This is a genomic window from Vibrio sp. 2CM40D, from assembly GCF_023161825.1.
Classification (GTDB): Bacteria; Pseudomonadota; Gammaproteobacteria; order Enterobacterales; family Vibrionaceae; genus Vibrio; species Vibrio alginolyticus.
The window spans coordinates 158,760-181,632 of the sequence record NZ_JALNTL010000002.1; the positions used below are offsets into that span (position 1 = coordinate 158,760).

General features: G+C 44.7%; 23 protein-coding genes. 6 read left to right on the plus strand and 17 right to left on the minus strand.

The window, feature by feature from the left end:
* Positions 1-339: 339 nt before the first annotated feature.
* Positions 340-1,416 carry a nickel/cobalt efflux protein RcnA gene (locus MTF70_RS04085; RefSeq protein WP_042521547.1) on the minus strand — a complete coding sequence of 359 codons (1,077 nt, stop codon included), beginning with the start codon at positions 1,414-1,416 and terminating at the stop codon, positions 340-342.
* 135 nt (positions 1,417-1,551) lie between these two features.
* On the opposite strand from MTF70_RS04085, the gene rcnR reads away from it, so the two are divergent.
* On the plus strand, positions 1,552-1,824 hold the full coding sequence (gene rcnR, locus MTF70_RS04090) for a Ni(II)/Co(II)-binding transcriptional repressor RcnR (protein ID WP_005375370.1): 273 nt from the start codon (positions 1,552-1,554) through the stop codon (positions 1,822-1,824).
* Between the two features lie 266 nt (positions 1,825-2,090).
* Here rcnR and MTF70_RS04095 read toward each other — a convergent pair whose 3' ends face one another.
* The 6 genes from MTF70_RS04095 to ltnD form a co-directional block, all read right to left on the minus strand.
* Complete coding sequence (locus MTF70_RS04095) at positions 2,091-3,584, minus strand: SLC13 family permease (protein ID WP_005375369.1); 1,494 nt, start codon at positions 3,582-3,584, stop codon at positions 2,091-2,093.
* Positions 3,584-4,543, minus strand: a complete 960-nt coding sequence (gene denD / locus MTF70_RS04100) for a D-erythronate dehydrogenase (protein ID WP_042521548.1) — start codon at positions 4,541-4,543, stop codon at positions 3,584-3,586. Before denD ends, MTF70_RS04095 begins: the two co-directional genes overlap by 1 nt.
* A 61-nt stretch (positions 4,544-4,604) precedes the next feature.
* Positions 4,605-5,381 (minus strand): 2-oxo-tetronate isomerase, encoded by a 777-nt coding sequence (gene otnI, locus MTF70_RS04105; protein ID WP_042521549.1) that lies wholly within the window; start codon positions 5,379-5,381, stop codon positions 4,605-4,607.
* Positions 5,381-6,028: an aldolase gene (locus MTF70_RS04110; RefSeq protein WP_005385078.1), complete on the minus strand. Its 648-nt coding sequence runs from the start codon at positions 6,026-6,028 to the stop codon at positions 5,381-5,383. The genes otnI and MTF70_RS04110 overlap by 1 nt, the downstream gene beginning before the upstream one ends.
* A gap of 11 nt (positions 6,029-6,039) precedes the next feature.
* Positions 6,040-7,296 carry a 3-oxo-tetronate kinase gene (gene otnK / locus MTF70_RS04115; protein ID WP_205461378.1) on the minus strand — a complete coding sequence of 419 codons (1,257 nt, stop codon included), beginning with the start codon at positions 7,294-7,296 and terminating at the stop codon, positions 6,040-6,042.
* A 25-nt stretch (positions 7,297-7,321) separates the two neighbouring features.
* A complete protein-coding gene (gene ltnD / locus MTF70_RS04120) occupies positions 7,322-8,230 on the minus strand; it encodes an L-threonate dehydrogenase (protein ID WP_005375356.1) in 909 nt (302 codons plus the stop codon).
* Positions 8,231-8,504: 274 nt separating this feature from the next.
* Between ltnD and MTF70_RS04125 the strand changes: the two genes are divergently transcribed.
* Positions 8,505-9,263, plus strand: a complete 759-nt coding sequence (locus MTF70_RS04125; RefSeq protein WP_005375354.1) for a DeoR/GlpR family DNA-binding transcription regulator — start codon at positions 8,505-8,507, stop codon at positions 9,261-9,263.
* 178 nt (positions 9,264-9,441) lie between these two features.
* On the opposite strand, the gene MTF70_RS04130 is transcribed toward MTF70_RS04125, so the two are convergent.
* From MTF70_RS04130 to ppiC, 6 genes are all read right to left on the minus strand, one after another.
* Positions 9,442-11,154 carry an ABC transporter permease subunit gene (locus MTF70_RS04130; protein WP_165935332.1) on the minus strand — a complete coding sequence of 571 codons (1,713 nt, stop codon included), beginning with the start codon at positions 11,152-11,154 and terminating at the stop codon, positions 9,442-9,444.
* A gap of 46 nt (positions 11,155-11,200) precedes the next feature.
* On the minus strand, positions 11,201-12,715 hold the full coding sequence (locus MTF70_RS04135) for an ABC transporter substrate-binding protein (RefSeq protein WP_205461286.1): 1,515 nt from the start codon (positions 12,713-12,715) through the stop codon (positions 11,201-11,203).
* Positions 12,705-13,553: a dipeptide/oligopeptide/nickel ABC transporter ATP-binding protein gene (locus MTF70_RS04140; protein WP_193837192.1), complete on the minus strand. Its 849-nt coding sequence runs from the start codon at positions 13,551-13,553 to the stop codon at positions 12,705-12,707. The genes MTF70_RS04135 and MTF70_RS04140 overlap by 11 nt, the downstream gene beginning before the upstream one ends.
* 20 nt (positions 13,554-13,573) lie before the next feature.
* Positions 13,574-14,335 carry an ATP-binding cassette domain-containing protein gene (locus tag MTF70_RS04145; protein WP_193837191.1) on the minus strand — a complete coding sequence of 254 codons (762 nt, stop codon included), beginning with the start codon at positions 14,333-14,335 and terminating at the stop codon, positions 13,574-13,576.
* A 173-nt stretch (positions 14,336-14,508) separates the two neighbouring features.
* Complete coding sequence (locus tag MTF70_RS04150; RefSeq protein ID WP_193837190.1) at positions 14,509-15,813, minus strand: MATE family efflux transporter; 1,305 nt, start codon at positions 15,811-15,813, stop codon at positions 14,509-14,511.
* Between the two features lie 343 nt (positions 15,814-16,156).
* On the minus strand, positions 16,157-16,498 hold the full coding sequence (gene ppiC, locus MTF70_RS04155) for a peptidylprolyl isomerase PpiC (protein ID WP_081007916.1): 342 nt from the start codon (positions 16,496-16,498) through the stop codon (positions 16,157-16,159).
* Between the two features lie 214 nt (positions 16,499-16,712).
* Between ppiC and MTF70_RS04160 the strand changes: the two genes are divergently transcribed.
* Positions 16,713-17,627 carry a chemotaxis protein gene (locus MTF70_RS04160; RefSeq protein WP_005385059.1) on the plus strand — a complete coding sequence of 305 codons (915 nt, stop codon included), beginning with the start codon at positions 16,713-16,715 and terminating at the stop codon, positions 17,625-17,627.
* Positions 17,628-17,707: 80 nt separating this feature from the next.
* Here MTF70_RS04160 and MTF70_RS04165 read toward each other — a convergent pair whose 3' ends face one another.
* The 4 genes from MTF70_RS04165 to hutW all read right to left on the minus strand — a co-directional run bounded on the left by MTF70_RS04165 (position 17,708) and on the right by hutW (position 20,835).
* Complete coding sequence (locus MTF70_RS04165) at positions 17,708-18,244, minus strand: ATP:cob(I)alamin adenosyltransferase (protein ID WP_205461284.1); 537 nt, start codon at positions 18,242-18,244, stop codon at positions 17,708-17,710.
* Positions 18,245-18,341: 97 nt separating this feature from the next.
* Positions 18,342-18,872 (minus strand): heme utilization protein HutZ, encoded by a 531-nt coding sequence (gene hutZ, locus MTF70_RS04170; RefSeq protein ID WP_005375331.1) that lies wholly within the window; start codon positions 18,870-18,872, stop codon positions 18,342-18,344.
* Positions 18,873-18,928: 56 nt separating this feature from the next.
* Positions 18,929-19,432: a heme utilization cystosolic carrier protein HutX gene (hutX, locus tag MTF70_RS04175; protein WP_005375329.1), complete on the minus strand. Its 504-nt coding sequence runs from the start codon at positions 19,430-19,432 to the stop codon at positions 18,929-18,931.
* A 32-nt stretch (positions 19,433-19,464) separates the two neighbouring features.
* On the minus strand, positions 19,465-20,835 hold the full coding sequence (gene hutW, locus MTF70_RS04180; protein ID WP_053303817.1) for a heme anaerobic degradation radical SAM methyltransferase ChuW/HutW: 1,371 nt from the start codon (positions 20,833-20,835) through the stop codon (positions 19,465-19,467).
* Positions 20,836-20,995: 160 nt separating this feature from the next.
* Here hutW and MTF70_RS04185 point away from each other — a divergent pair, with 160 nt between their 5' ends.
* From MTF70_RS04185 to MTF70_RS04195, 3 genes are read left to right on the plus strand one after another with little or no spacing between them, the layout of a single operon-like run.
* Complete coding sequence (locus tag MTF70_RS04185; protein WP_081007917.1) at positions 20,996-21,739, plus strand: energy transducer TonB; 744 nt, start codon at positions 20,996-20,998, stop codon at positions 21,737-21,739.
* The gene (locus MTF70_RS04190; RefSeq protein WP_017821236.1) at positions 21,739-22,437 is read left to right on the plus strand and encodes a MotA/TolQ/ExbB proton channel family protein; all 699 of its coding nucleotides are present in this window, start codon (positions 21,739-21,741) and stop codon (positions 22,435-22,437) included. The genes MTF70_RS04185 and MTF70_RS04190 overlap by 1 nt, the downstream gene beginning before the upstream one ends.
* The gene (locus MTF70_RS04195; RefSeq protein WP_205461282.1) at positions 22,434-22,847 is read left to right on the plus strand and encodes a biopolymer transporter ExbD; all 414 of its coding nucleotides are present in this window, start codon (positions 22,434-22,436) and stop codon (positions 22,845-22,847) included. The genes MTF70_RS04190 and MTF70_RS04195 overlap by 4 nt, the downstream gene beginning before the upstream one ends.
* The last annotated feature ends 26 nt before the right edge of the window (positions 22,848-22,873 follow it).

Below are 22,873 nucleotides of genomic sequence, written 5' to 3' on the forward strand. Positions count from 1 at the left end.
GTACGCAAAAGGAAACGTTTGCATAGTTAAATTTAACTATGCGACCAAATTGGTATCGAACATTAAAGAAAAGAGTTCTAATTAGCGTTTTGCCGTCGGGAGCGCTGTGGTCAGTGCTCCCGTTTTATCATTTAGTATCTCAGGTTCAGATATTAGAGCCACAATTGCAGCGGTTGTAATCCGAGATGCTTGGTGAAGCGAGAATGACTTGGTTTGTAGATATGGCAGCGATGTCGGATCGAGTGATTCTCAATCAAGAATCGGCAGCAAAACATGCAAACCAAGGCATGAAGCCATTACCCATACAAAAAGAAAGGAAAAGAGTCTTTATCACAGAGTTTAACTCGTCAGCGATATGTATCCATGCATACCCATGTATAAACCAACTGCACTGATCAAGACGCCCGATAAGTAAGGAGCTCGACGTGCAACATCATTCAAACCGCTCCATTTAGATGTCGCTTTTTGCACGCCCACTGCTGCCACAACGCCAACTGCAACCAGAGTCAAGGCTAAGCCAATACTGAATGACACAACTAAAGTCGCACCAAGAGTCATTGCCTTAAGCTGCAAACAGATAAGCAAAACCGTTACCGCAGCAGGGCATGGAATCAAACCACCCGTTAATCCAAACAGCAGAATTTGCCCATTCGTCACGTCTCGATTCTCAAAGCGTTTTTGAATGTCTAAAGCGTGAGCGCGTTCGTGAGCATCTTGATATTCCTTATCTTCGCTTTCTAAATGAGAACCAGGACGAAAATGTACATCAAAGTCATGGGTATGATCATGGTGCCCGATGCTCAAAGTGACAGAAAGTCCATTAGAGACTTCAATGCAAGACGCCGATTCCAAGTATCCATCACGCTCTATAAAGTGATAAATATCAGCAGGTTGATAACCATCACTCGATACCGAAACCTTGATACCTTCAGCAGTTAAAGGTTTACCGCTGAGTGTTCGCAACTGGAAACGGTGATGTTCCCCTTCCTCTGTAATCGAAAGCGAAACATGCCCATGTCCTGTATCCACAACTTGCGTCGTCCAGTCGCGAGCATGATCCTGAGCTTTGTTCCAAGCTCGCTCATCGCTCCATGTCCGCCAAAACATCCATACGCCGGTTGTCACGATAATGACCCCAGAGATAAGTTGCATCCATGGTTCAGCCGCTTCAGCGGTGAATTTCTGGCTAATATACATCCCGCCAACAGCGATTAACCATACAATTGCAGTGTGAGAAAGTGTGGCAGCTAAACCCAGCATCACGGCTTGTTTGACCGTTCCTTTCACAGCGACAATGAACGCCGCCATCATCGTTTTAGAGTGCCCAGGTTCTAAACCATGCAAAGCGCCAAGCAAAATGGCACTGGGAATAAAGAACCACCCATTACCTTGTTGTAGTAACGCGACAAAATCCATTGTTGTTCTCTGTTGTTGATTCTAATTTATCGCAAACTATACTCCCCCCTAGTATTAAATACTACCCCCCAGTATAAATTGAGTGCTACATTATCAGTTAGAATAACTCGGCCCGTAACTTAAAGAAGATAAGACATGTCGCATACAACCAGAGATCAAAAGAAGCTCAACACTCGAGTCAGTAAAATACAGGGTCAGGTGAATGGACTTAAAAAAATGCTGGAAGAAGAGCATGAATGCCAAGATGTGTTGCAGCAGATTGCCGCTATTCGGGGAGCAGTAAATGGTTTGATGCGAGAAGTAATTAAAGGTCACTTACTTGAGCACGTTGTACTTGAGGAAGACAAAACTCAACGTGAAAAAGATATGGAAGTCGTATTAAAAGTACTGGACTCTTATATAAAGTAACCCTACTTCGCTAGAGTAAAGTCACTAGGGTTACACTCGAATATATCCTTTATATGTAATCGCTTACTAAGCGGGAAATAACAATTCCATTTCATATTGATTAAGTTGAAAATGGAACCTATATCGGTTCAAGTTAAATAGTTTATTTATAAGAACTAAAACGGCCCAAACATAGGGCCGTTCATATTATTAACAATCTCTAAACCATCTGATAAAAATACATATTGTGATAGGTTTTTACTTTATGGAAGAGTACAAGTAAACCTTTATACCTCTTGTAATTCGACGTGCTTAGCGCTGTAAGATTTTGTAAATGCAACACACCCCAAAAGTACAGCAAGTGGTAACACAGGATCAAAGATTGAACCATGAGATCCGAAGAATAAGTTAAGAATCATGACTAATGAACCACCAATAGCCCAAGCAATTGTTGTTGGAATAGTCCAAATAATGAGTTGTTTCTTAACCTCAGTCACCCCCATTAATCGATTAACAATATGGAATAGCGAGTCATTAAAGTAGCCAGCAAATAGAGATCCCATCGTAGCTGCCGTCGCTGCGAATAAAAGGTTAACGTCAGGAATATTCACTAAAACTGGGGCAGATATAGAAGCAGCGGTTATCATGGAGACTGTACCAGAGCCCTGAATAATACGAACTAACGTCGCAATGATAAATGGAATCATAACCGCAGAAATAGGAAGCCCTGCAACTTGGTTAGCAATCTCTGCGCCCGCACCCGTTTCACGCAATACGGCACCTAACGCGCCACCAGCTCCTGTTACTAACAAAATGATGCCACAAGTGGAGATTCCTTGTTCCATCTTTTCATTCGCTTCTTCTTTGGTAAGGTTATTACCCAATGTGTAAACCGCTAATAACGTCGCTATTGATAGTGCAATAGTAGGGCTGCCGATAAAAGCGATAAATTGACCAAATGTTGTTGCAGTCAGCCCTTCGAAACCGAAAGTCCCCTCTAATAAACCCATCACTGATTTCGCAAGTATAAGTAAAATTGGGATAATAATTGGAGCGATAGATTTACTTAAAGATGGTAGGTCTTTCGCTTCTTTACTTGCAATGTACTCTTTGTGATCATTAATCAGTTGCTCACTAGACTTCGAGAAATGTTCGGTTGGAATGAATTCAGGAAACTGCTTTTCTAACCATCTTGCATACCAAACAATACCCATGACACAAGGCGCTGCGATCATCAAACCAAAACCTAACATGCTGGCAAGATCGACACCAAAGATACCAGCAACTCCCAAAGGCCCTGGAGTCGGCGGAATAGCGTGATGCGCTACGACCAAGCCGCCCGCCAGAGCAACCGTAAGCGTTAAAATCGAGCGATTGGACGTTTTTGACAAAGACTTCGCTATTGGATAAAGAATGATAAGCGCGCTATCCACAAAGATTGGGATGCTAACAATATAGCCAGTTACAGCAAGAGCGGCCTCTTCTTTCTTTTTTCCTAACCACTTTATAAAATTATAGGCAATACTTTCTCCTGCTCCAGAAGCCTCTAAAATAGCCCCCATCATAACGCCGAGACCGATGACAATCCCTATACCGCCTAATGTTCCACCAAATCCTTTGCTAACGGTCGCAATCGTGTCGTCAACACTTAACCCACCAATAATACCTGCGATACATGCCGCAATTAACATCGCAATTAACACATGTACTTTTGTACGTAATACAAGAAAAACAAGGACTGATACGGCTACTATTAGTCCAATTACTGAGGTTGGTAACATTAGACGATCTCCATATTGTTAACAGAAATAAATTGTTGTAATACATCCTTGAAATTACTGTCTGCTTTAAATCCAAGCTCCAGTTCTTTAGTACAATCAATTTTTTGTGGCCAACTACTCACAATACGATCAATACCCGCATCATGCTCATAGGTAATATAATTAGAAAGTTGTTTACCCATTAGAGTGTCCATTGTTTGAATCATCTCAGCTGGTGTAGTTTGAATACCAGGTAAATTAAGCGTTCTATAGGACAGATTATTTAACTGCTCATAAGGCATTAGCCCTGCATATTGAATATTGTCCACCACTCTAGACGAGCTCGATATCCAAAGTTTTAGCGTAGGGTCTACAGGACAATTTGATTCTTGAGCATTCAAAGGCTCACGAATAATTCCGCTTACGAAAGAGCTAGCGGCAAGGTTTGGTTTCCCAGGGCGAATACAAATAGTCGGTAAACGTACGGATACAGCTTTAACAAAGCCTTTACGGGCATAGTCGTTCACCAATAACTCACCTATAGCTTTTTGCGTCCCGTAGGATGACTGAGGATGAAGTGCTGTTATTGGTGTAATCGTTTCCGGAAGATCACCACCAAATACAGCTAAAGATGAAGCAAACGTAAAACGAATATTAGGGTTTACTTTACGGCAACGCTCAAGCAATAACTGTGTGGTCGTCAGATTTACAGCTACGCCTAAATCAAAATCTTGCTCAGCATGGCTCGATACAATTGCCGCTAAATGAAAAATGTGTGTCGTTTCGGCAGTAATAACTTGGTCTATATTTTCTCGCTTTGTCATATCCATGACTAAAGAAACGACTCGGTCATCAATGCCCTCTAAGCGCGACTTTTGAATGTCGACAATAGTAATACTTTCAGCTTTGTTTTCTTTTAGTAGTGATTTGGCAAGTAGGGTTCCGAGAAAACCCGCCCCTCCAGTTATGATAATATTCATAGTCACGACCCTTTGTTTTTGTAATTGGTTTCAAGTTATTTATGGATAGAAATTAAAATTGTTATAGGTATGGTTTAACCCAACTAAGGCCCAGCTGCGTGCTATGCCTTGGGTTGTATTCACAACCGATCCAGCCTTGGTAACCAGAGTCATCCAAAACATAGAATAGGTGTGGGTAATTCAGTTCGCCTTCCGATGGTTCGTGCCTTTCAGGCACAGAAGCAATTTGAATATGGCCTGTGTATGGCGCCACATCGCGAATCAACGTACTCAGATCACCGTCCATAATTTGTGCGTGATAGAGATCGAGCTGCAATTTCACGTTTGGACGAGCCACTTGTTTGATGAGTTCCACCGCTTCACGTTGATGTGCAACAAAGTAGTTCGGTACATCGCGATTGTTGAGTGGCTCAATCATCAGCTCAACACCATGTTCGGCAAACTTATCCGCTGCATAACGAATGTTTGAGATAAAGGTTTCAATATGCTGGTCACGAGTGAAGCGTGAATCAACAATGCCAGACATAGCGTGAACCTTTTTACAGTTCAGTGCCTTGGCGTACATCAACGCAGTCTCGACGCTCGTTTTAAATTCATCCTCACGCCCCGGAATAGCTGCAAAACCTCGTTCACCTGCATCCCAATCACCTGGAGGCATGTTGAATAACGCTTGCTCAAAACCAAACTGCTGTATCTTGCTTGCTAGTTCTTGCGCTTCGAATGCGTATGGAAAAAGGTATTCCACCGCTTTGAAGCCCGCTTGGTGTGCTTTTTCGAAACGATCTAGAAAAGGAACTTCTGTGAATAACATTGTCAGATTTGCCGCGAATTTAGCCATTACTTACCTCTCCCTTTTAGGTCTTGAATCTCAGTATCCGTTAAGTAGCGGATGTTGCTATCTTTAAGAATGAACGCTAGCTTCGCTGTCTCTTCTAGCTCTTCTGCGTTATCCACTGCATCTTCAAAGTCCGTACCCGTGATCACTGGACCATGGTTCGCCAGGAGGAAAGCTCGGTAGTCACTAGCCCGCTGCGCAAGTTCTTCAGCAATCTGAGGGTCGCCCGGGCGCAGGTACGGAATCACTGGCAGTTCGCCAATGCGCATTACAAAGTAAGGTGTGAAAGCTTTGATGGCATTCTCGCGATCTAAACCTTCAAGACAAGAAAGCGCCGTCAAGTAAGTAGAATGCAGATGCACAATCGCATTACACTTTGAGTTATTTCGATAAATCGCCAGATGAAAAGCCACTTCTTTTGATGGCTTTTCACCAGAGATATGGTTGCCATCAATATCCACAACCGAAAGCTCTTCAGCAATCAAGCGGCCGAACGAAGAACCAGTTGGCGTTGCCAGAAAGTGTCCATTAGGCAGTTTTAGAGAAAGGTTGCCAGCGCCGCCAGTCGCATAGCCACGTTCAAACATAGAGCGCGCCATAGTGACCATTTGCTCTCGCAGTTGTTGTTCTGTCATCAATTCTTTATTCATCACAACCTCACCTATTCAAAAAACGACTGTGCTTTGGCAAAGAAGTGTTCATCGCCGAAGTTGCCCGATTTCAGAGCCAAAGAAAGCTCGCCTTCAAGTGACTTCACCCAAGGTACACCTGGTGCGATTTGAGGACCGATATGAAAACCTTTTACGGCTAGGCTTTGGGTTACAACCCCTGAGGTTTCCCCACCCGCAACGATGAAATTTTTCACACCGTGCTGCTGAAGTTTGATTGCAAGTTGGCTAAAGAATTGTTCAACCGCGTGACTTGAAGCATGCGCGCCAAACTCTTGTTGAATCGCTTTTAACGCCGCTGCATCTGCGGTTGCGTAAACCAGTGGTGCGAACTCGCTTTCGATGTTGGTCATGATCCAATCAAACACTTGATTTAAGTAATCTTCTTCCGTCAGACACGCCTTCACATCAATAGCAAAGTGTGGCGCTTTTTCTTTGTAAACAGCGACCTGTTGGTTGGTCATGACAGAACAAGATCCAGATAACACAACGGTTGGTGCCTTTTTAGGGTTCCCCTCTTGCTTCGCATCACTTTGATCTTCAAGGTTCTCTATCCAGTTCTTAGCAATACCCGCAGCCAAACCAGAACCACCAGTTACCAGTTTTAGAGACTTCGCCGCTTGGCCAAGTGTGACAAGATGCTCTGCATTGAATGCATCAACCACTGCATAGCGGTTACCTTGTACTTTTAGCTCTTCAAAGCGCTCAATTACCGCTTTTGGACCTTGTTCAATTATTTGGAAGTTTACCAGGCCAGATTTGCCTTGAGATTGAGCATCCATCATACGAACTAGGCTTGAATCAGTCATTGGTGTCACAGGGTGATTACGCATACCTGAGTCGCTTAGCAAGTCTTGGAATACAAATAGATGGCCGTTGAAAACTGTGCGACCATTCACTGGTAATGATGGGCATACAATGGTGAACGCTTCACCTAGCTCTGCAAGCAGTGCATCCGTTACAGGACCAATGTTACCTTCTGCTGTGCTGTCAAACGTTGAGCAGTACTTGAAGTAAAACTGCTGACAGCCATTTGCTTGCAGCCACTTAAGCGCTGCTACTGAATCCTCGATTGCCTCATCTACAGGACAAGAGCGAGATTTAAGACTGATCACGACCGCATCTGCGTTTACATCAATCTCTTCTTTTGGAATACCGTTAAGCTGAACTGTGCGCATGCCGTTTTCTACAAGAAAACCTGCGATGTCTGTTGCGCCAGTAAAGTCGTCTGCGATAACGCCTAATAACATCATTTTTTCTCCGTTTTACGTGCGCTTATTTCTGTTTGTTTTCTACACCTGGAAGCTCAATACCATCAAAAATCTTGATAACGGCACTGTCGTCCTCCTGCCCAAAACCAGCATTGCTTGCACTCAAAAACATGTTTAGTGCTGTGCTTGATAGAGGAAGTGGAAATTTGAGATCTTTTGCTGTGTCCGATACGAGGTTTAAATCTTTCACAAAGATGTCGACCATAGATTTAGGGGAGTAGTCACCATCAACTACATGCTTCATGCGGTTCTCAAACATCCAAGAGTTACCCGCTGCATTCGTCACCACGTCGTACATCAGGTCAAGAGGAATGTTTGCACGTGCCGCTAATGCCATTGCTTCAGCACCAGCTGCGATATGAACACCTGCTAGCAATTGGTGGATAATCTTCACAGTTGCGCCTAGGCCAATCGCTTCACCGATGTTGTAGACTTTAGCTGCCGTTGCGTTGAGTACTGGTTCAAGTGCATCAAATGTGCTTTGCGCTCCCGACGCCATAATAGTCATCTCACCTAATTCTGCTTTTGCAGCACCACCAGATACCGGTGCATCAAGCATCACAAGATTGTGTTCTGCCAATTTCGCTTCAATTTGTTTTGCGTCTTCTGCTGAGATGGTTGCTGAAACCATTACTGGCGTATTCGGCTTAAGCGCTGTAGCAAGACCGGTTTTGAACAAGACCGTGTTAACTTGAGCTGCGTTCACAACAAGAACTAGAACCGAATCAAGCTTATCTGCAAACTCAACTGCATTTGTAGAAACAGCTTTTGCACCGAATGAACCTAACTCTTCAAGCGCTTGAGAATTTAAATCGAAACCATAGACATCTAGGCCTGCACGCACACATGACTTTGCGGCGCCCATTCCCATAGAGCCTAAACCGATAACACCTACAGATTGAACTTCACTCATAAAAACAATGCCTTCTGGTCTATTAAACTTTGTTAATTCTTGTTTGGTTGATGTGATTATATGTGAAGATTAATACTAAGACCTCGCTTTGAATCACATTTTTTCACACAAATTAACAATGTCGTGATATATACCTCTTTATGGGCAGAGATATTCCGAGCAGTTAACACAAGCGAAGGCTGTTCTTACAACGTTGAGAACATAATTCACAGATATTCACAACAAATGAAAAGATTGGTAGGATACTGAAAAACAAGAATATAGAAGTGAAACTATGATCCCAGCAGAACGTCAAAGAACCATATTATCCCTGTTATCACATCAAGAAGTGTTAAGCATTTCAGATTTAACCGACCACCTTGGCGTATCACATATGACCATTCGTCGTGATATCGTGAAGCTTGAATCCTCAGGTAAAGTCGTTTCTGTTTCTGGTGGAGTGCAACTCGCTCAAGCTCTACATTCCGAACTTTCCCATGATGCGAAGGTCGAGCAACAAGCGGATGAAAAAATTCAAATTGGTAAGCTGGCGGCTACGTTAATTGGTCAAGACGCTACGATTTACTTGGATGCGGGAACAACCTCTCTAGAAATCGCCCATCAAATAGCAAATCGTAATGATCTTTTAGTGATCACCAATGACTTCTCTATTGCTGCTTTCCTTATGACGCACAGTGAATGTGAGCTTTACCACACTGGGGGAAAAATTGACCGCGAGAACCAATCCACCATTGGAGGAAAAGTCGCAGAGTTCTTGAATGGGCTAAATATTGATATCGCCTTTATTTCGACTTCATCTTGGAGCTTGAAAGGCTTATCAACACCTAATGAAAATAAAGTTCTCGTTAAAAAAGCAATCATCAAGGCGGCACAAACCAATTATCTGATCTCAGACTCAACTAAATACGGTCAGATAGCGAGCTTTCATGCATTAGACATCGAGCAATTGGACGGAATTATTACCGATCGAAACCTATCCGAAGTGGTCACTCAAGAATTAACGGATAAAGGATTACGTGTGTATAAAGAGTAACACTACCTAAATATCTGAGTTCGCGTAACTTTTATACTCGTTAATTTATAGGTGCTTCCAATATACATAGACCGTGCTGTGTACTTTCTGGCAGAAAACACATCCTTTTGTTTTCTAAATTACCAAATTACTGATTACATCTGGGATATGGAAGCTCACTTCGCTTTATCGCTGCTCGTCACTTGTCATCAAAAATCAAATTCACCGCAATTGCCATCAAAACCAAGCCTGAGATTGGTAGTAAGACACCTAATGGTGAGCGCTCGATGTAAGGCAGATTCTCTGCAATCAATAAGCCCCATTCAGGTTCTGGTGGCTTAACGCCAAGTCCGATAAAGCTCAGAGAAGTCAGGCTGAGCGTAATGTACGGCAAACGCAGAAACGCGTGACGAATCAATGGCGGCAGCACATAAGGCAACAAGTAGTAGCGGAGTACTCGCCACTGACTGGTTCCCCAAATGGGCGCAAGATGCGTATAAGGCTGCGCTTTGGCTTCCATCAACAAGCTCGCACAGTGCGCCGCTAATGGTGCCCATGACACCATAACAATCGCAATCAAGGCACTGTTTGGGTTCATTCCCGTTAGACCTGCAATCAGCAGACCCGCCACAATGTATGGAACACCTTTGGTGATCTCAATTAAGCCTTGGCTATAACGAGTCACGAAGCCGAGCAACAAACCAATCACTAAACTTAGGAACGTTGCGATGATGCCCATTTTGATTGTCGACATCATACCGCCGCCAACACGAGCAAGCAGATCTCGACCAACCGCATCGGCACCAAACGGGGCAGCTAAGCTTGGCGATTCAAGGCGGGTAAATTGGATGGTATAAGGATCGCGCATTAACGCCCATCCCGCACAACCAATCAGCAAGGCAAAGATTGTCGCACTGACGATGCGTTTGGTGGTGCTTTGGGTAAAACGGAACGTACTGTGACTGCTGATCAGCTTGCCACTTGTGACACTGTGCCCGAGTAACCAGCGTTGCAATAAGATGCTCGCACTGCTGATCAACATCGAGAACACCAGCAACACCAACAAGCCACCTTGCAGCATCGGCAGATCTTGTGATTTCGCTGCGCCTAAGATTAGTCGTCCTATACCCGGAATGGAAAACACTTGTTCCACAGCAACCGCGCCGCCGGTTAAACCAATCACCGTCATTGCGATTTGAGGAATCAAGTTACTAACGGCACGCCACAAGGCAAAGCGTAAGATTTGAAACTTACTGACGTTTGCCGATAGCCAAGTGATCACCCAAGGCTCATCCAATACACGCTTGAGGCTGTCATTGAGCAAGCGTCCGAACAAGCCAGCCGCAGGCAATGCCATTGCCAAACTTGGTAACCAGAGGTTTTGCACGCCTTGCCAACCATAAGGTGGGAACCAACCCAACCAGATGGAAAATACCATGATCAGCAATGAAGCAATCACGTATTCAGGCAATGAAACCAACACCGAACTGAGCGTGTCATGATGCTTGTCTAAACGATTCTGTTGCCAACGACGCACGGTGTAAAGCACACTCGCCATGCACATTACAAATGCCATGCCGAGCGCTGTAAGCATCAGTAATAGTGACGTTTTTGCGGTTTGTTGAACGCTCTCCATGACGGATGCCCCGCTCACCCAAGAGACACCTAAGTCACCTTGCATGGCAAGCGTCAACCAATCCCACAGTCGCTCAGCAGCGCTGCGGTCAAGTTGAAGATCTTCTCGAATGGCTTGTAGAGCTTCTGCCGTCAGCAATTGTTGAGCACCCGCACGGGCACGGAGGATTGATTGGCTTGGGTCGATACCGGCAATATCCGGCATCAAACCCACCAGCACAACCACTACCCCGAGAGACAAGAAGCGCGACAAAAAACGAGTAAACCATTCAGGCATACAAGCGCTCCAACGAGAGCGCATGTTGGCAACAGACGACATCGAGTTAGTTCACCTCAGTAAACTGGTCGATCAGGCGACGCTCACGTGGGTCACGTTGTGCATTCTTCACGCGATCACTCTCACCTTGGATTACACGCTCGTGAAGCAGTGGAATCACAGCGTATTGCTCAAGGATTTTGCTTTCTGCTTCGATGATCGCTTGTTGGCGTTTCTCACCCAAAGGCTGACGATCAGCGTGTTTCAATGCTGCGTCCACTTCTTCAGAGCAGAACTGACCTAGGTTGTAAGAACCTTTACAGCTAAAGTCACTTTGCATGTACGCCACTGGATCGCCAGAATCCAGCACCGTTGCACGTGACAACAAGAACGCATCGAACTTACCTGCTAGTGCATCGTTTTCGATTTGTGCGTATTCACGAACGTCTAGCTCAACCACAAAGCCAGCCGCTTCAAGTTGTTGCTTTAGCAGCACCGCTACTTCTGGCAACTCAGCACGGTCGGTAAATGTACCGATGGTGATCTTCTCTCCGTTCGCGTGGCGCATTTCCATGGTTTCCATACGAGGGTTCGCATCACGAATTGGTTGAGCCCATGCCAATGCAGGACCTAACAAACCTTTTGCTGAATCGGCGTGGTTCTCGTAAACCGTTTTGATGATTTGCTCACGGTTAACCGCTTGAGCCGCTGCTTTACGCAAACCGAACTGGCTAAACACATCTGATTTATTGTTTAGGTAAAGCGTGTTGGTACGTGGCATTGCAACTTCATGCAGTTGTGAAGATTCCATCATCGCGATTTGCGAAACAGGAACGGCTTCAACTACATCCGCCTCACCGGTACGTAGTGCAGCAGCACGAGCAAAACCGTTTGGTACGTATTCCGCAAAAATGCTATCTACTTTCGCTTTTTCACCCCAGTAACCATCAAAACGCTTCAATTTAGCGCTGGTTGTCCCGTTGATTTCTGTCAGAACGAATGGGCCCGTACCCGCATTGATTGGCACAACACGACCGTTTTCTTGATATGCAGCACCAGAAAGGATCGCTAGCTGTGGGCTAGAAAGACGGCTTGGCAACAGTGGATCGTTAAAGGTCGTTTTGATTTCAACAGTGAAGTCGTCCAATGCGCGAACTTGCCATTCGATACCGTCCAAGATGCGTGGTTTAGGTGCGGCATCTAATGCTTTTTGCAGAGAGTTCACGACCGCGTTGGCATCAAGCTCAGAACCATCGTGGAATTTCACGCCTTTACGTACCTTAAATTGCCACGTCATTGGGTCAACTTGTTCCCACTCTGTTGCCAGCATAGGCTCTGCTACCGACTGATCGTTTAGGTTCACTAGCGTTTCTGCCGTGCTCCAACGTGACAGTTTGAACGCGTCATCTGAAAGTGGCGACAAACCTGTGCGTGGTGGTTGCATCATGGCAACGCGAATTTCCGTTGCTTGCGGTGCAGCTGCTTTTCCCGCTTCTGGCTTGCTTTCGCCAGAGTCAAAACAACCCGTCAGCAGTGCGCTTAAAGCCAGCGACAAAGCTAACTTGGGAGTACTAAGGTGCATAAGAAACCTCTCCAATGGTTTTTGTGAATTCATTACTTTTGTGTTGAGCTCTCATCAAGGCTCTCGTGATCAAGTGTGATGGATTATTTGTCACGTTTTGTGCCGTGCCGTGCTCGACAACGCGTCCTTTGTCTAACACTAGGATTTCATCGCATAGGGTTTGTGCCGCATCGAGGTCATGTGTCACCAAAATCAGGCGCATCTGACGACTCTTTTGAATGCCTGCCAACAGGTCGAGAATCTGTTTACGACTGACGGGGTCTAGGCTGCTGGTTGGCTCATCGGCAACCAAAACACAAGGCTCGACAATCAAAGCTCTGGCGATAGCCACACGTTGCGCTTGCCCAACCGATAACTGCTGCGGGTTACGCTCCAACAATGTGAGATCTAAACCGACATCCGCCAAAACCTTTTCCACCTTCTCGTTAAGCTCTTGCGTTAAACCAATATTGCTTAGCGGCTCCAGTAAGATCTGACGAACGGTGTAATAAGGATTCAAGCTCGACTGCGGCTCTTGCGGAATCAATTGAATGTGCTGACACAACTCTTGGCGCTGCTTAGCCGAGCTACGCGATAGCGGATAGCCACACACATACACTTCACCAGATGTGGGTTTACGAAGACCAAATAGAAGTTCAATCAAGGTCGATTTACCCGCGCCAGAAGGACCAACAATCGCAATGTTCTTTGTGTCGATGGCAAGATCCAATTGTTCGAGCGCTTTAAACGGTTTGCCCCCCAACCAATTTGGTTTGGAGTAATAGTGAACACTGGCTTGCTCAAAGCGAACTTCCGCCGATTTAGGCTGCGTGTGCCCGCTCAAGTTGTGCTTAGTCAAAATAGGCTCCAGAGATGAGGTTAAGGCAGCAGTTGCGCAAGTTGTTGGCAGAAAGGATGCGAACTTTGCTGAATGGCTTGCCATGGTGCGCCATAAGCCACCATGGTGTTGTCCGCAATCACCAAGACTTTGTCACACGCCAAAGCCGCAGATAGGTCGTGCGTGATCAACAAACCACTGATGTTGCGTTGCTGAACACTACTGCGAAACAACTCAAGGATCTCCGCTTCGGTGATTGGATCGAGCGCACTGGTGGGCTCATCCGCGATGATCAAGTTGGCACTACCAAGCAACGCGATCGCAATACAAATACGCTGGCGCTGACCACCAGATAGCTGGCTTGGATGCTGCGCCAATGCTGCTTTTGGATCTGCAAATCCGAGTTGAGACAACAAGGTCGTCACCGTGTCTCGGTTTGCTGAAGACAAGCGTGTTTTGTTGCCCGTCAATGCCAAACACAGTTGTTGTTCGACAGACGCCAATGGATTCAGCGCTTTAAGTGCATCTTGGAAAATGACCGCAGGACGCTGCGATTGACTGCGTTGCAGCATGGCAGTTTGTGCGACTTCACTGCTGTTAAGCTGGATACTTCCGTCTACCCAAATATCAGACGGCAAAAAACCTGCGACGGCTTTCGACAACATGGATTTACCAATGCCGGAAGGTCCCATAATGGCAAGAACTTCACCTTGAAACAGCTCAAAAGAAATGTCTTTGAAGAGTGTGCGTTCTGAGTCTATAAGGCTGAGATTATTAACGGAGAGTATTGGTCGAGAAATCACGGCATCAAACTAAATGTAATAATATAACATCACAAATAATATCATGCGGGTTAAAGCAAGGAAACCAGTCGGAAAGGTTATTTCATCACCTTTTTCAGATTTATCAACAAGGGCAGATAGCTCCCCCCCTTGTGATAAGAACATCTAAGTTAGGTCATTTGTGACAGTGTGTATTAAAGACACTTTTGTTTAACTTGACCGAGGTATGGAAACAAGAAGACAAAGCGCCCAACGTAGAACAACGTGAATGCCAGCCATAAACCGTGGTTGCCCCAATATTGCACCGCAATAAATTGAGTCACTAAGAACAACACCATGGTTAGAAAGGTAGAGTTACGCACTGGTCGCGTCGTCCCTGTACCGGTAAAGATTCCGTAAAACGTAAGACCAAAACCAGCAACCAACGGGAATGCCAATAACCAAGGGCTCATGTCCAAATACAGCTCAACAAGATTTGGCAAAGTGGTAAATAACGACACCACTTGGTGTTTGAACTGCACTAGCAGCAAGGTCAAGACAACAACGAACGCTGCGGTCCATTGCGTGTTTAGCTTAATCACGTTATCAAGCAATGTCTTATTCTTCTGCCCTACTGCTTTACCTGCAAAGACGCTCGACGCATTCGCCACACCGTCGAACATGTAGCTGACGATAAAGGTCACTTGCATCAAGATTGCGTTCGCAGCAAGCACATCAGAACCAAGCTGAGAGCCTACACGCGCCATCATGTTGAAGAACACCAATAGACACACAGTACGAAGCAGCAGATCCATATTGGAAGACGCGATGACTTTGAGATCTTTACGCGTCATTTTTGCGGTCTGAATGTAATCAAACAGCGGGAAGCGACAGGTTTTCAACACCAGCACTGCACCGATAACAAACGTCGAGATTTGCGCGATAAGTGTCGCCACCGCAACACCAGCAATCCCCATATCGAAGTACAACACAAATACGATATCCAGCACGATGTTCAGCACGTTACCAAACACTTGCGTGAACAAGGTTTCTTTGGCTTTCGCCTGCCCCATCAACCAACCAATCACGGTGTAGTTCAGCAGTACAAATGGCGCACCAAAGATCATAATATCGAAGTAAATCTTAGCGTTTTCGGCCACGACTGCATCAGGGGAGATAATCAGCTCTGCCCCCATCCAAATCACGGACTGCAACGCAATGAAAATCAAGCCAAGGCAGAGCGAAAGCACGAAAGGACGCAATAAGCTACTCGCTTGATCCTCTGGGCTATTTTTACCTAATGCGATTGCACTTTGCCCGGTAGTACTGACGCGGAAGAAGCCAAACAGCCAATACAAGGTATTCATGATGACGGTGCCGATCGCTACACCACCAATCATCTCAGCCACACCGAGTTTACCGATCACCGCGGTGTCCACCGCCCCCAATAATGGTTGGGTAACAGTAGAAACGATGAAAGGAAATGCGATTTTAAAATAGTCTTTATGAGTCAGGGACATCTTAAATTATGAACAGGGTTAATTTTTATAAGGTCGCTATCATATGCGAATGGCGTCCGAACATGAACCAAAGTTCGCCAGCAAGGAATAGCATTGATTATTGATACAACCAGCAAACGTATTCTCATACCAAAGCTTGAAATAGGATAACGACTTATGAGAAAAGCCAAGTTAACTGCATATAAATGAGTTTCTAGTTTGGAAAGATTAGCGTTTGGTTGAGCATGGCAGATCAGAATGTATCTGCCATGTCATAACGGTAGTGATTGGTGAAAAGAGACCGTACAGATGATATTTAATGCTTGTGGGTTTCATCTGACAATGTTTAGGTCGATACCAAGCCTTATGTTCTGTAAAGCACCTTTACAACATGCCAACCGAACTTGGTTTTAACTAGATGCGGCGTTAACACTTCGCCAGAAAAGCACACTTTGTCGAATTGAGGTACCATTTGACCACGGCGGAATTCACCAAGGTCACCACCGCGTTTGCCTGACGGGCAAGTTGAATACTTCTTCGCTAATGTCTGAAACTTTGCGCCTTTTTTCAGTTGCTTGATTATGTCTTCCGCTTGCTCTTTGTGCTTCACAAGAATATGTAATGCGGCTGCTGTATTTGCCATTGTTCTATCTCTCACTATTCTGGTCGCGCAAGTGTACCCAATCCTTTTTAACAGACCAAACATTTCTTAATAATAGCTCAGCGGTAAAGGCCCAAATACACGAGGAATATAAAATCGTCTACATAATGAGTTTAAAATACAAACAAGTTTTGCTCAGTTAATCACTATTCTCTAAAAGATTGTCTAAAAAGCTCACATTTGTCTCTCCGATGGTTGAAGCCTTCGTCTGATAAGATTAGATTAGACACAATTCGGTGGTATTTATAAGGTTATTTTCATGGCAAAAGTCGTTAGCAAAGCGAATCAGTCTCAGGGCATGTTGATGTTTAAGCTCACCCTGCAACAGAGTTTCGCTATCGGTACGCTAAAAGTCCGTGAAATCGTCCCGTACATGCCAACGACAAAGATCCCTTACTCGCATCATCACGTCATTGGAACCGTTACGATACGTAACTTAACAGTACCAGTGATCGATATGTCAGCGGCTGTTGGCTTTCGTCCTATTAGTGAAGAAGAATATAAAAGCTGCTACTTGATCGTGACAGATTGCTTGCGAACCGTGGTTGCGTTTATGGTTCGTAGTATAGAGAAGATCATTGAGTGCGATTGGAAAGCTATTGAAACGCCACCTCCGAGCGCTGGAAAAAATATCTTCGTGACTGGAATTACTCGCTACGAGGACAAAACTGTTCAAATGCTGGATGTGGAACTGCTACTTTCCAAAATTTATCCGCAGTACGAGAATTCAAAGATCCCAATGCTGACAGATATTGAGCGAGAACGCCTAAAAGCACTCAGTATTCTATTGGTGGATGACTCTTCCATCGCTCGTAAACAGCTGTGTGACGCACTCGATAGCATCAATATTGGGTATCAAATCTGTAAAAATGGTTTAGATGCATTGGAACTGATGAAAAGTGACGCTGCGGCTCATCGCCCAATTGATATTCTGGTCAGCGATATTGAAATGCCCGGATTAGACGGTTATGAATTAGCATTTGAAGTTCAGAATAATTCCTCTCTGAACCATTCATACCGCATTTTACATACATCGTTATCGAGCGAAATCTGTGTAGACAGAGCTCACCAAGTTGGCGCGCATGAGGCACTTGAGAAATTCAATGCAGGAGAACTAATCGAAGCGATGCTTCGCGGAGCAAAAGAGCTAGAAGCCAAAGCTATGACTTCTTAACTCTTATTGGACGAGTTGATTTGAGAATATAATGCAGTGCTTGTCCTATCCCTGATGCTCACATCCGCTAATTTCTCAGCTCACTTCTTTGGCATCGCGTAACTACGAGAAACGAATTCCGTCTCTTTGACTTGATGAGTATGATTAATATAAGAAGCTAGGCTGTAAAGTACATTCGCTAATAAGTTCGCGTAACGAAACAAAATAGGTGCGGGCTGCTTCTTACCTGTATGTTCAACGGCAACTAATGCTCGTACCGTTTTTTTAGCTTGGCAACGGCACAAATGCAATTGACTGGCTGCCGGGTGCCCTCCGGGTAGAACAAAGCCTTTGAAGCCGCCATCAATGCGTTGTTTGAGCAAAGCATAATCGGCCTTTAACTCTTCAACTTCCGCTTCCGTAATCGCTAATTTTCCGCGAACCGAACCATTTAGATGATAAACATTAGGCTGCATTCTTGTCAGTACATCGCGGCTAAACTCGTCCAACTCCATAGCGAGAACAAGGCCAATACGACTACAAAGTTCATCTGCTGTAATTTCAAAGTCACAAACCGGACTGTCCTCGTAAATAAACGGATAGCAAATCTCGCTCAATTCCTTGCTTACAGGTTTCATGCTTTTGTTCCAATATAAAAAAGGGAGTCAGTATAACCTAACTCCCTTTAAACGTTCATTATGCCAAATAATCGACATTCATATGATCGGTTTACAATCAGGCACTTTCGACTTTCTTGTGACCTTCTTGAAGGTGAACAAAATCGACTAAATCATCACCAGACACTTGATACGCCTGACCAAAACCTTTAACAAATAGCCCCGATTCTGGCTTTAAGTTGAACAAAACGAAATCCTCTAGCTGGCTTAGACCATCAATAATCTCACCAAAACGCTCTTTCATTTGTCCAACAACTTGTTGCCACATCTCTGTGTCTCGCTCAACTACATTTGCTACCGCATCAAAAGTTAAGCGCTTACGAGCAAACAGCTGCTTTGAAGACTCTTCATCTTCGATCATCATCAATGAAACATTTGGATTTTCTAAAAGGTTACGGGCATGACGAGCGATTTTAGAAATGAGAACGAAATAACCTTCCTGGTTTTGGACATAAGGCGCGTAGCTTACATTCGGGCGACCTTCTGCATCGACAGTTGCAAGCTGAAGTGTACGACGCTCCTGACGGAACTCTTTGATCTCTGGCCCTAAACGACCTTGCAAACGCTCTTGTTTAACTTGTTGATCCATATTGATACCTGACTTTACTAATTAGTATTCGAGTTAAGCCTCGATTATGTTTGTGATTACTTTTTTAATTCGGCTTGTAGGGCGCGAAATGCGGTGACTTGCTCTTCAATCAACTCGCGCTTTTCGTTACGGCCTAAATAAATCTTGAAAATATTGCTTCCGCACTCTGAGAAAAAACCAAAATAGTGACTCTCTCTACCCATAAACGGTTTACTGACTAATGCGACATTTTTAACGTTATCTAATTTAAGGTGGCCGTGCAGTTCACCTTCTCTACCCATTAAATTGTAATAGCCACGCGCCACTTTTCCTTTTGGAAACGGCGCTTTAACTTCAAAGATAGAACCAAAAGAGTGGACGATGGTCGTCACCGGGCCAAAACCAACCAAACTTTCTAAGATGCTTTGCGCTTGCTCTCCTGGTGCAATAGCCACCATTTCCTGAGGTAGAGCCGCAACAACCTCAAACTCTGAAATGCCAAGACGCTCTGCCATCGCAGCTGGCAATAATTGTGGTTCTTGCTCTAGTAATACTTCAACTTGTTGCTTGATTGATTCCATTGTGTCTTCCGTTTTTGTTCAATTTGTTTTCATTAATTATTGGATGCTTTCGGTACGGTTTCGTTCATCTCTGACGTGAGTACCTGAATACAACTTTGAGCCAATGACACAGCCCAGAAGCTGCCTGCAAGAGTAAGGACTGCGCTACGTTCATGTAGTTGTACTAAGCCTTTCGCTTGCCACACTTTAAATAGAGGCAATAAAAACCCGAACGCGTCCTCTCCCATAAATGATGGAAGTTGATTTGCTTGAACAATGCCACGGTCAAACGCAGATTTGAGTGCAGAAAAAAGTGGTTCTAGAGGGCTTTGCTTCATCATCATCGCGATGGTGCTTTGACCTTCTTTGACCGCTTTAATATAGGTCTCTAGTGTGCGGTGTTGCATCATCCCGTAGCCACCGATATTACCTCCAGCACCACAGCCAATTGGCAATACCTCTGCATAAGTCTTGGCTAAACTATTGTATAAACTACGCTCGCGGTTATCGATTGCCCAATGGTTCACACTCAGTTGCTTCATATGGTGTTTGGCCATAAAGTTCACACCGAGCTCATACATTCCCGCTTTTACTGGTGTGGTCGCAGGTGGCGGGATTTTTCCCTTTTCTACGAGGTTGAGCATGGGAGCTGACCCACCAACCACTAACTGATACAAATCCAGTCCGTGTGCGCCAGTCGAGAGGAAATCATTTAAATCTTGCTCTAACACTTCTTTGGTTTGATAAGGTAAGCCATAGAGTAAATCGATAATGACCGGAATTTTGTCTTCTTTGGCGATCTCGCTCACTCGTTTGAGGACATCTTCCCTATCATCTAAACGTTTTGCGCTGCGGCGCACTTGTGTATTAAAACTTTGCACACCAAAAGAGAAACGATTAAACCCACCCTCTAAAGCGCCTTGATACAACTCATCAGAAAAACGATTGATGCGACCTTCTAAGGTGATTTCGCAGTCTGCAGCCAAAGGAAAGTGGTCTCGGATAGCCTGGCCTAACACACGAACCTGTACTGGAGATAAATCCGTTGGCGTTCCGCCCCCGATATATACGGCGTGAAAAATACCATTTCGTGTCCAAGGTAATGCCGCTTTCTCTCTAAGCTCCTGCATTAATGCTTCAAAGTACTCATCAACCAGTGTGCGACTTGCAGCATTTTGAAAGAAGTTACAAAAAGTGCAACGAACGCGACAAAACGGAACATGAATATAAAGACAGCGTTTATTGGTCGCTTTAATTGAGTTAGCCGTAATACTCGAAAAAATCGCCTGTTGTTGAGACGAGGGCACAGGTACGCTCGCTCCCCCGGCATGTGCAGAATGCTTCTTAACAAAAGCAAATCGCAATGGATCAGGACTATCACTGCCCAACACTGATTCATCAAGCTTATCGATATCGACGCTCATATATACTCGCTTAGCTCCCATCATGTAAGGGATGGAAGCTGATCTTAAAAATTCTGCAAGAATCATAATTTGAGCGTAATGATAATGCAATTGATAATTGATCTTATTTCCATTGTAAGTAATAATCTGCCCAAGTTTTCATAGTTTCCCGAGATATTCCGTGAACGTACAAAGATATGTCATTGCAGGAGGTGCTTCCCTTGCCATCCATGCCGCACTTCTTTTTGTTTCTCAAGAGACAAAGGTGTTCGCGATGCCGGCTGGAAACCCAGCAAGTTCGGTAAGTCTAAATCTTGTGTCTGCTCCTCCCACTGTCGAAAAATCTACACCAGAAAATGTAGCGCCACCAAAAGAGCAGCCTCAAGACCAACCTGAACCAGAAAAGAAGATTGTAAAAAAACAGGTCGTCAAGAAAGACGCTGTTAAGAAGAAGGTAGTAGAGAAAAAACCTGAACCGGTTAAACAATCTAAACCTAAAGCGGTCGAGCCCACCAAAACCGTAACAAAGCAAAAGGTTCAGCCCGAAGCGAAACCAAAGAAAAAAACGGAACCGGTGAAGAAAGAGACGGTAGCTCAACAATCCGCACCTGCGAGCCAATCCAAAGGGGCAACATCTCAGCCTGTCTTGGTCGACAAACCAACGTTTGTGAGTCAACCAACACAACCCCGTTACCCAAGGTCTGCACAAAGACGCGGTATTGAAGGTGTAGCCTTGTATGAGATATGGCTAGATGAGAATGGTAACCAGATTAAACAGGTTTTGATTGAGTCTTCCGGCACAGAGTCGCTAGATGCCTCAGCACTTCGTGCGATCAAACAGTGGCAATTTACACCACATATTTCAGGTGGGCTAAAAGTCGCTCACCGAGTACAAGTACCTGTTCGTTTTAAGTTGGATGGATAATGGAACAACTACAAGAATTACAAACTCAATTTGGGCTGATGACATGGCCTTTGATCATTTGCTCAGCTCTAACCGTGATGATCATCGCCGAGCGATTATTCCATGTGTTAATTAGCCTTGGTGTAGGAAAGCGAGCCATTCGCCAAAAGCTCACAGGATTAGACCCAACAAATGGGAGCGAGCTTGAAGCACTTGCTGAAGAGTTGTCGAATAAGAGGCCGCTTCTGTACCGTGGTGTTGCGATGTTGCTTGCTCATCATTCTTTCTCGAAATCTTTAAGAGAAGATGCCGCAGGTATTTGGCTGCAAGAAAAACGCCATCAGCTGCATTCCGGCCTTCGTTTGCTGACGCTGATTGGTGTCATCAGTCCTTTAATTGGCTTGCTTGGTACGGTACTTGGCCTAATTGACATGTTCAAAGGCATCGCGGTTTCAACGGGGAATATCACTCCGAATGATTTGGCTGACGGCCTAGGTCTTGCTATGCGCACCACTGCCGCGGGTCTCATTATCGCACTTCCTGCTATTTCAGGAGCGCAGATCATTGGTTTGTGGGCGGATCGTGTAATCGCCAAGCTTGAGCACACTTTAAACTACGTCAACTTATGGCTTGAAGGTATATCGTTACAGCATGTCTCGCCAGACCACTCAAAAGTAACACTGCGCTCTTCTGGGAAGATTGAGGCCGCAAGTCAATGATTAAAACACCACAAGAAAATAGTCGTAACGGTTTAACCCCCGATTTAACACCGCTGTTAGACATTATTTTTATCGTCATGGTTTTCCTGATGTTAACCGCAGCGGTCAAACTCGATTCATTAGACGTCAATTTACCGAGCACAGAATCTCAGGCTGTTGCAGATGTCGATAAGCAATCCATCACGGTAAATATTCTTAAAGACGAGCCTTACTGGGCTATTAACGGCAAGACATATATCGATTGGGACAACTTTACCCTCGCGCTGTTAGAAGAGAGTAAGTCAAGCGATAAACCGATTGTAATTGGAGCAGAAAAAAACGCGAATATTCAGTCGCTAGTACAACTTCTCGGCTTTTTACAAGAAAACGGAATTCAAGCAACTCAGTTACTCACTGAAGAGCCATCATAAAAATAAGTAAGATAGAGATCCTTTCA

Bases quoted from the DNA above. Each gene is read 5' to 3' on its own strand.
- MTF70_RS04085 (WP_042521547.1), bottom strand. From the start codon at position 1,416: ATGGATTTTGTCGCGTTACTACAACAAGGTAATGGGTGGTTCTTTATT.
- rcnR (WP_005375370.1), top strand. From the start codon at position 1,552: ATGTCGCATACAACCAGAGATCAAAAGAAGCTCAACACTCGAGTCAGT.
- MTF70_RS04095 (WP_005375369.1), bottom strand. From the start codon at position 3,584: ATGTTACCAACCTCAGTAATTGGACTAATAGTAGCCGTATCAGTCCTT.
- denD (WP_042521548.1), bottom strand. From the start codon at position 4,543: ATGAATATTATCATAACTGGAGGGGCGGGTTTTCTCGGAACCCTACTT.
- otnI (WP_042521549.1), bottom strand. From the start codon at position 5,381: ATGGCTAAATTCGCGGCAAATCTGACAATGTTATTCACAGAAGTTCCT.
- MTF70_RS04110 (WP_005385078.1), bottom strand. From the start codon at position 6,028: ATGAATAAAGAATTGATGACAGAACAACAACTGCGAGAGCAAATGGTC.
- otnK (WP_205461378.1), bottom strand. From the start codon at position 7,296: ATGTTATTAGGCGTTATCGCAGACGACTTTACTGGCGCAACAGACATC.
- ltnD (WP_005375356.1), bottom strand. From the start codon at position 8,230: ATGAGTGAAGTTCAATCTGTAGGTGTTATCGGTTTAGGCTCTATGGGA.
- MTF70_RS04125 (WP_005375354.1), top strand. From the start codon at position 8,505: ATGATCCCAGCAGAACGTCAAAGAACCATATTATCCCTGTTATCACAT.
- MTF70_RS04130 (WP_165935332.1), bottom strand. From the start codon at position 11,154: ATGCCTGAATGGTTTACTCGTTTTTTGTCGCGCTTCTTGTCTCTCGGG.
- MTF70_RS04135 (WP_205461286.1), bottom strand. From the start codon at position 12,715: ATGCACCTTAGTACTCCCAAGTTAGCTTTGTCGCTGGCTTTAAGCGCA.
- MTF70_RS04150 (WP_193837190.1), bottom strand. From the start codon at position 15,813: ATGTCCCTGACTCATAAAGACTATTTTAAAATCGCATTTCCTTTCATC.
- ppiC (WP_081007916.1), bottom strand. From the start codon at position 16,498: ATGTTTGGTCTGTTAAAAAGGATTGGGTACACTTGCGCGACCAGAATA.
- MTF70_RS04160 (WP_005385059.1), top strand. From the start codon at position 16,713: ATGGCAAAAGTCGTTAGCAAAGCGAATCAGTCTCAGGGCATGTTGATG.
- MTF70_RS04165 (WP_205461284.1), bottom strand. From the start codon at position 18,244: ATGAAACCTGTAAGCAAGGAATTGAGCGAGATTTGCTATCCGTTTATT.
- hutZ (WP_005375331.1), bottom strand. From the start codon at position 18,872: ATGGATCAACAAGTTAAACAAGAGCGTTTGCAAGGTCGTTTAGGGCCA.
- hutX (WP_005375329.1), bottom strand. From the start codon at position 19,432: ATGGAATCAATCAAGCAACAAGTTGAAGTATTACTAGAGCAAGAACCA.
- hutW (WP_053303817.1), bottom strand. From the start codon at position 20,835: ATGAGCGTCGATATCGATAAGCTTGATGAATCAGTGTTGGGCAGTGAT.
- MTF70_RS04190 (WP_017821236.1), top strand. From the start codon at position 21,739: ATGGAACAACTACAAGAATTACAAACTCAATTTGGGCTGATGACATGG.
- MTF70_RS04195 (WP_205461282.1), top strand. From the start codon at position 22,434: ATGATTAAAACACCACAAGAAAATAGTCGTAACGGTTTAACCCCCGAT.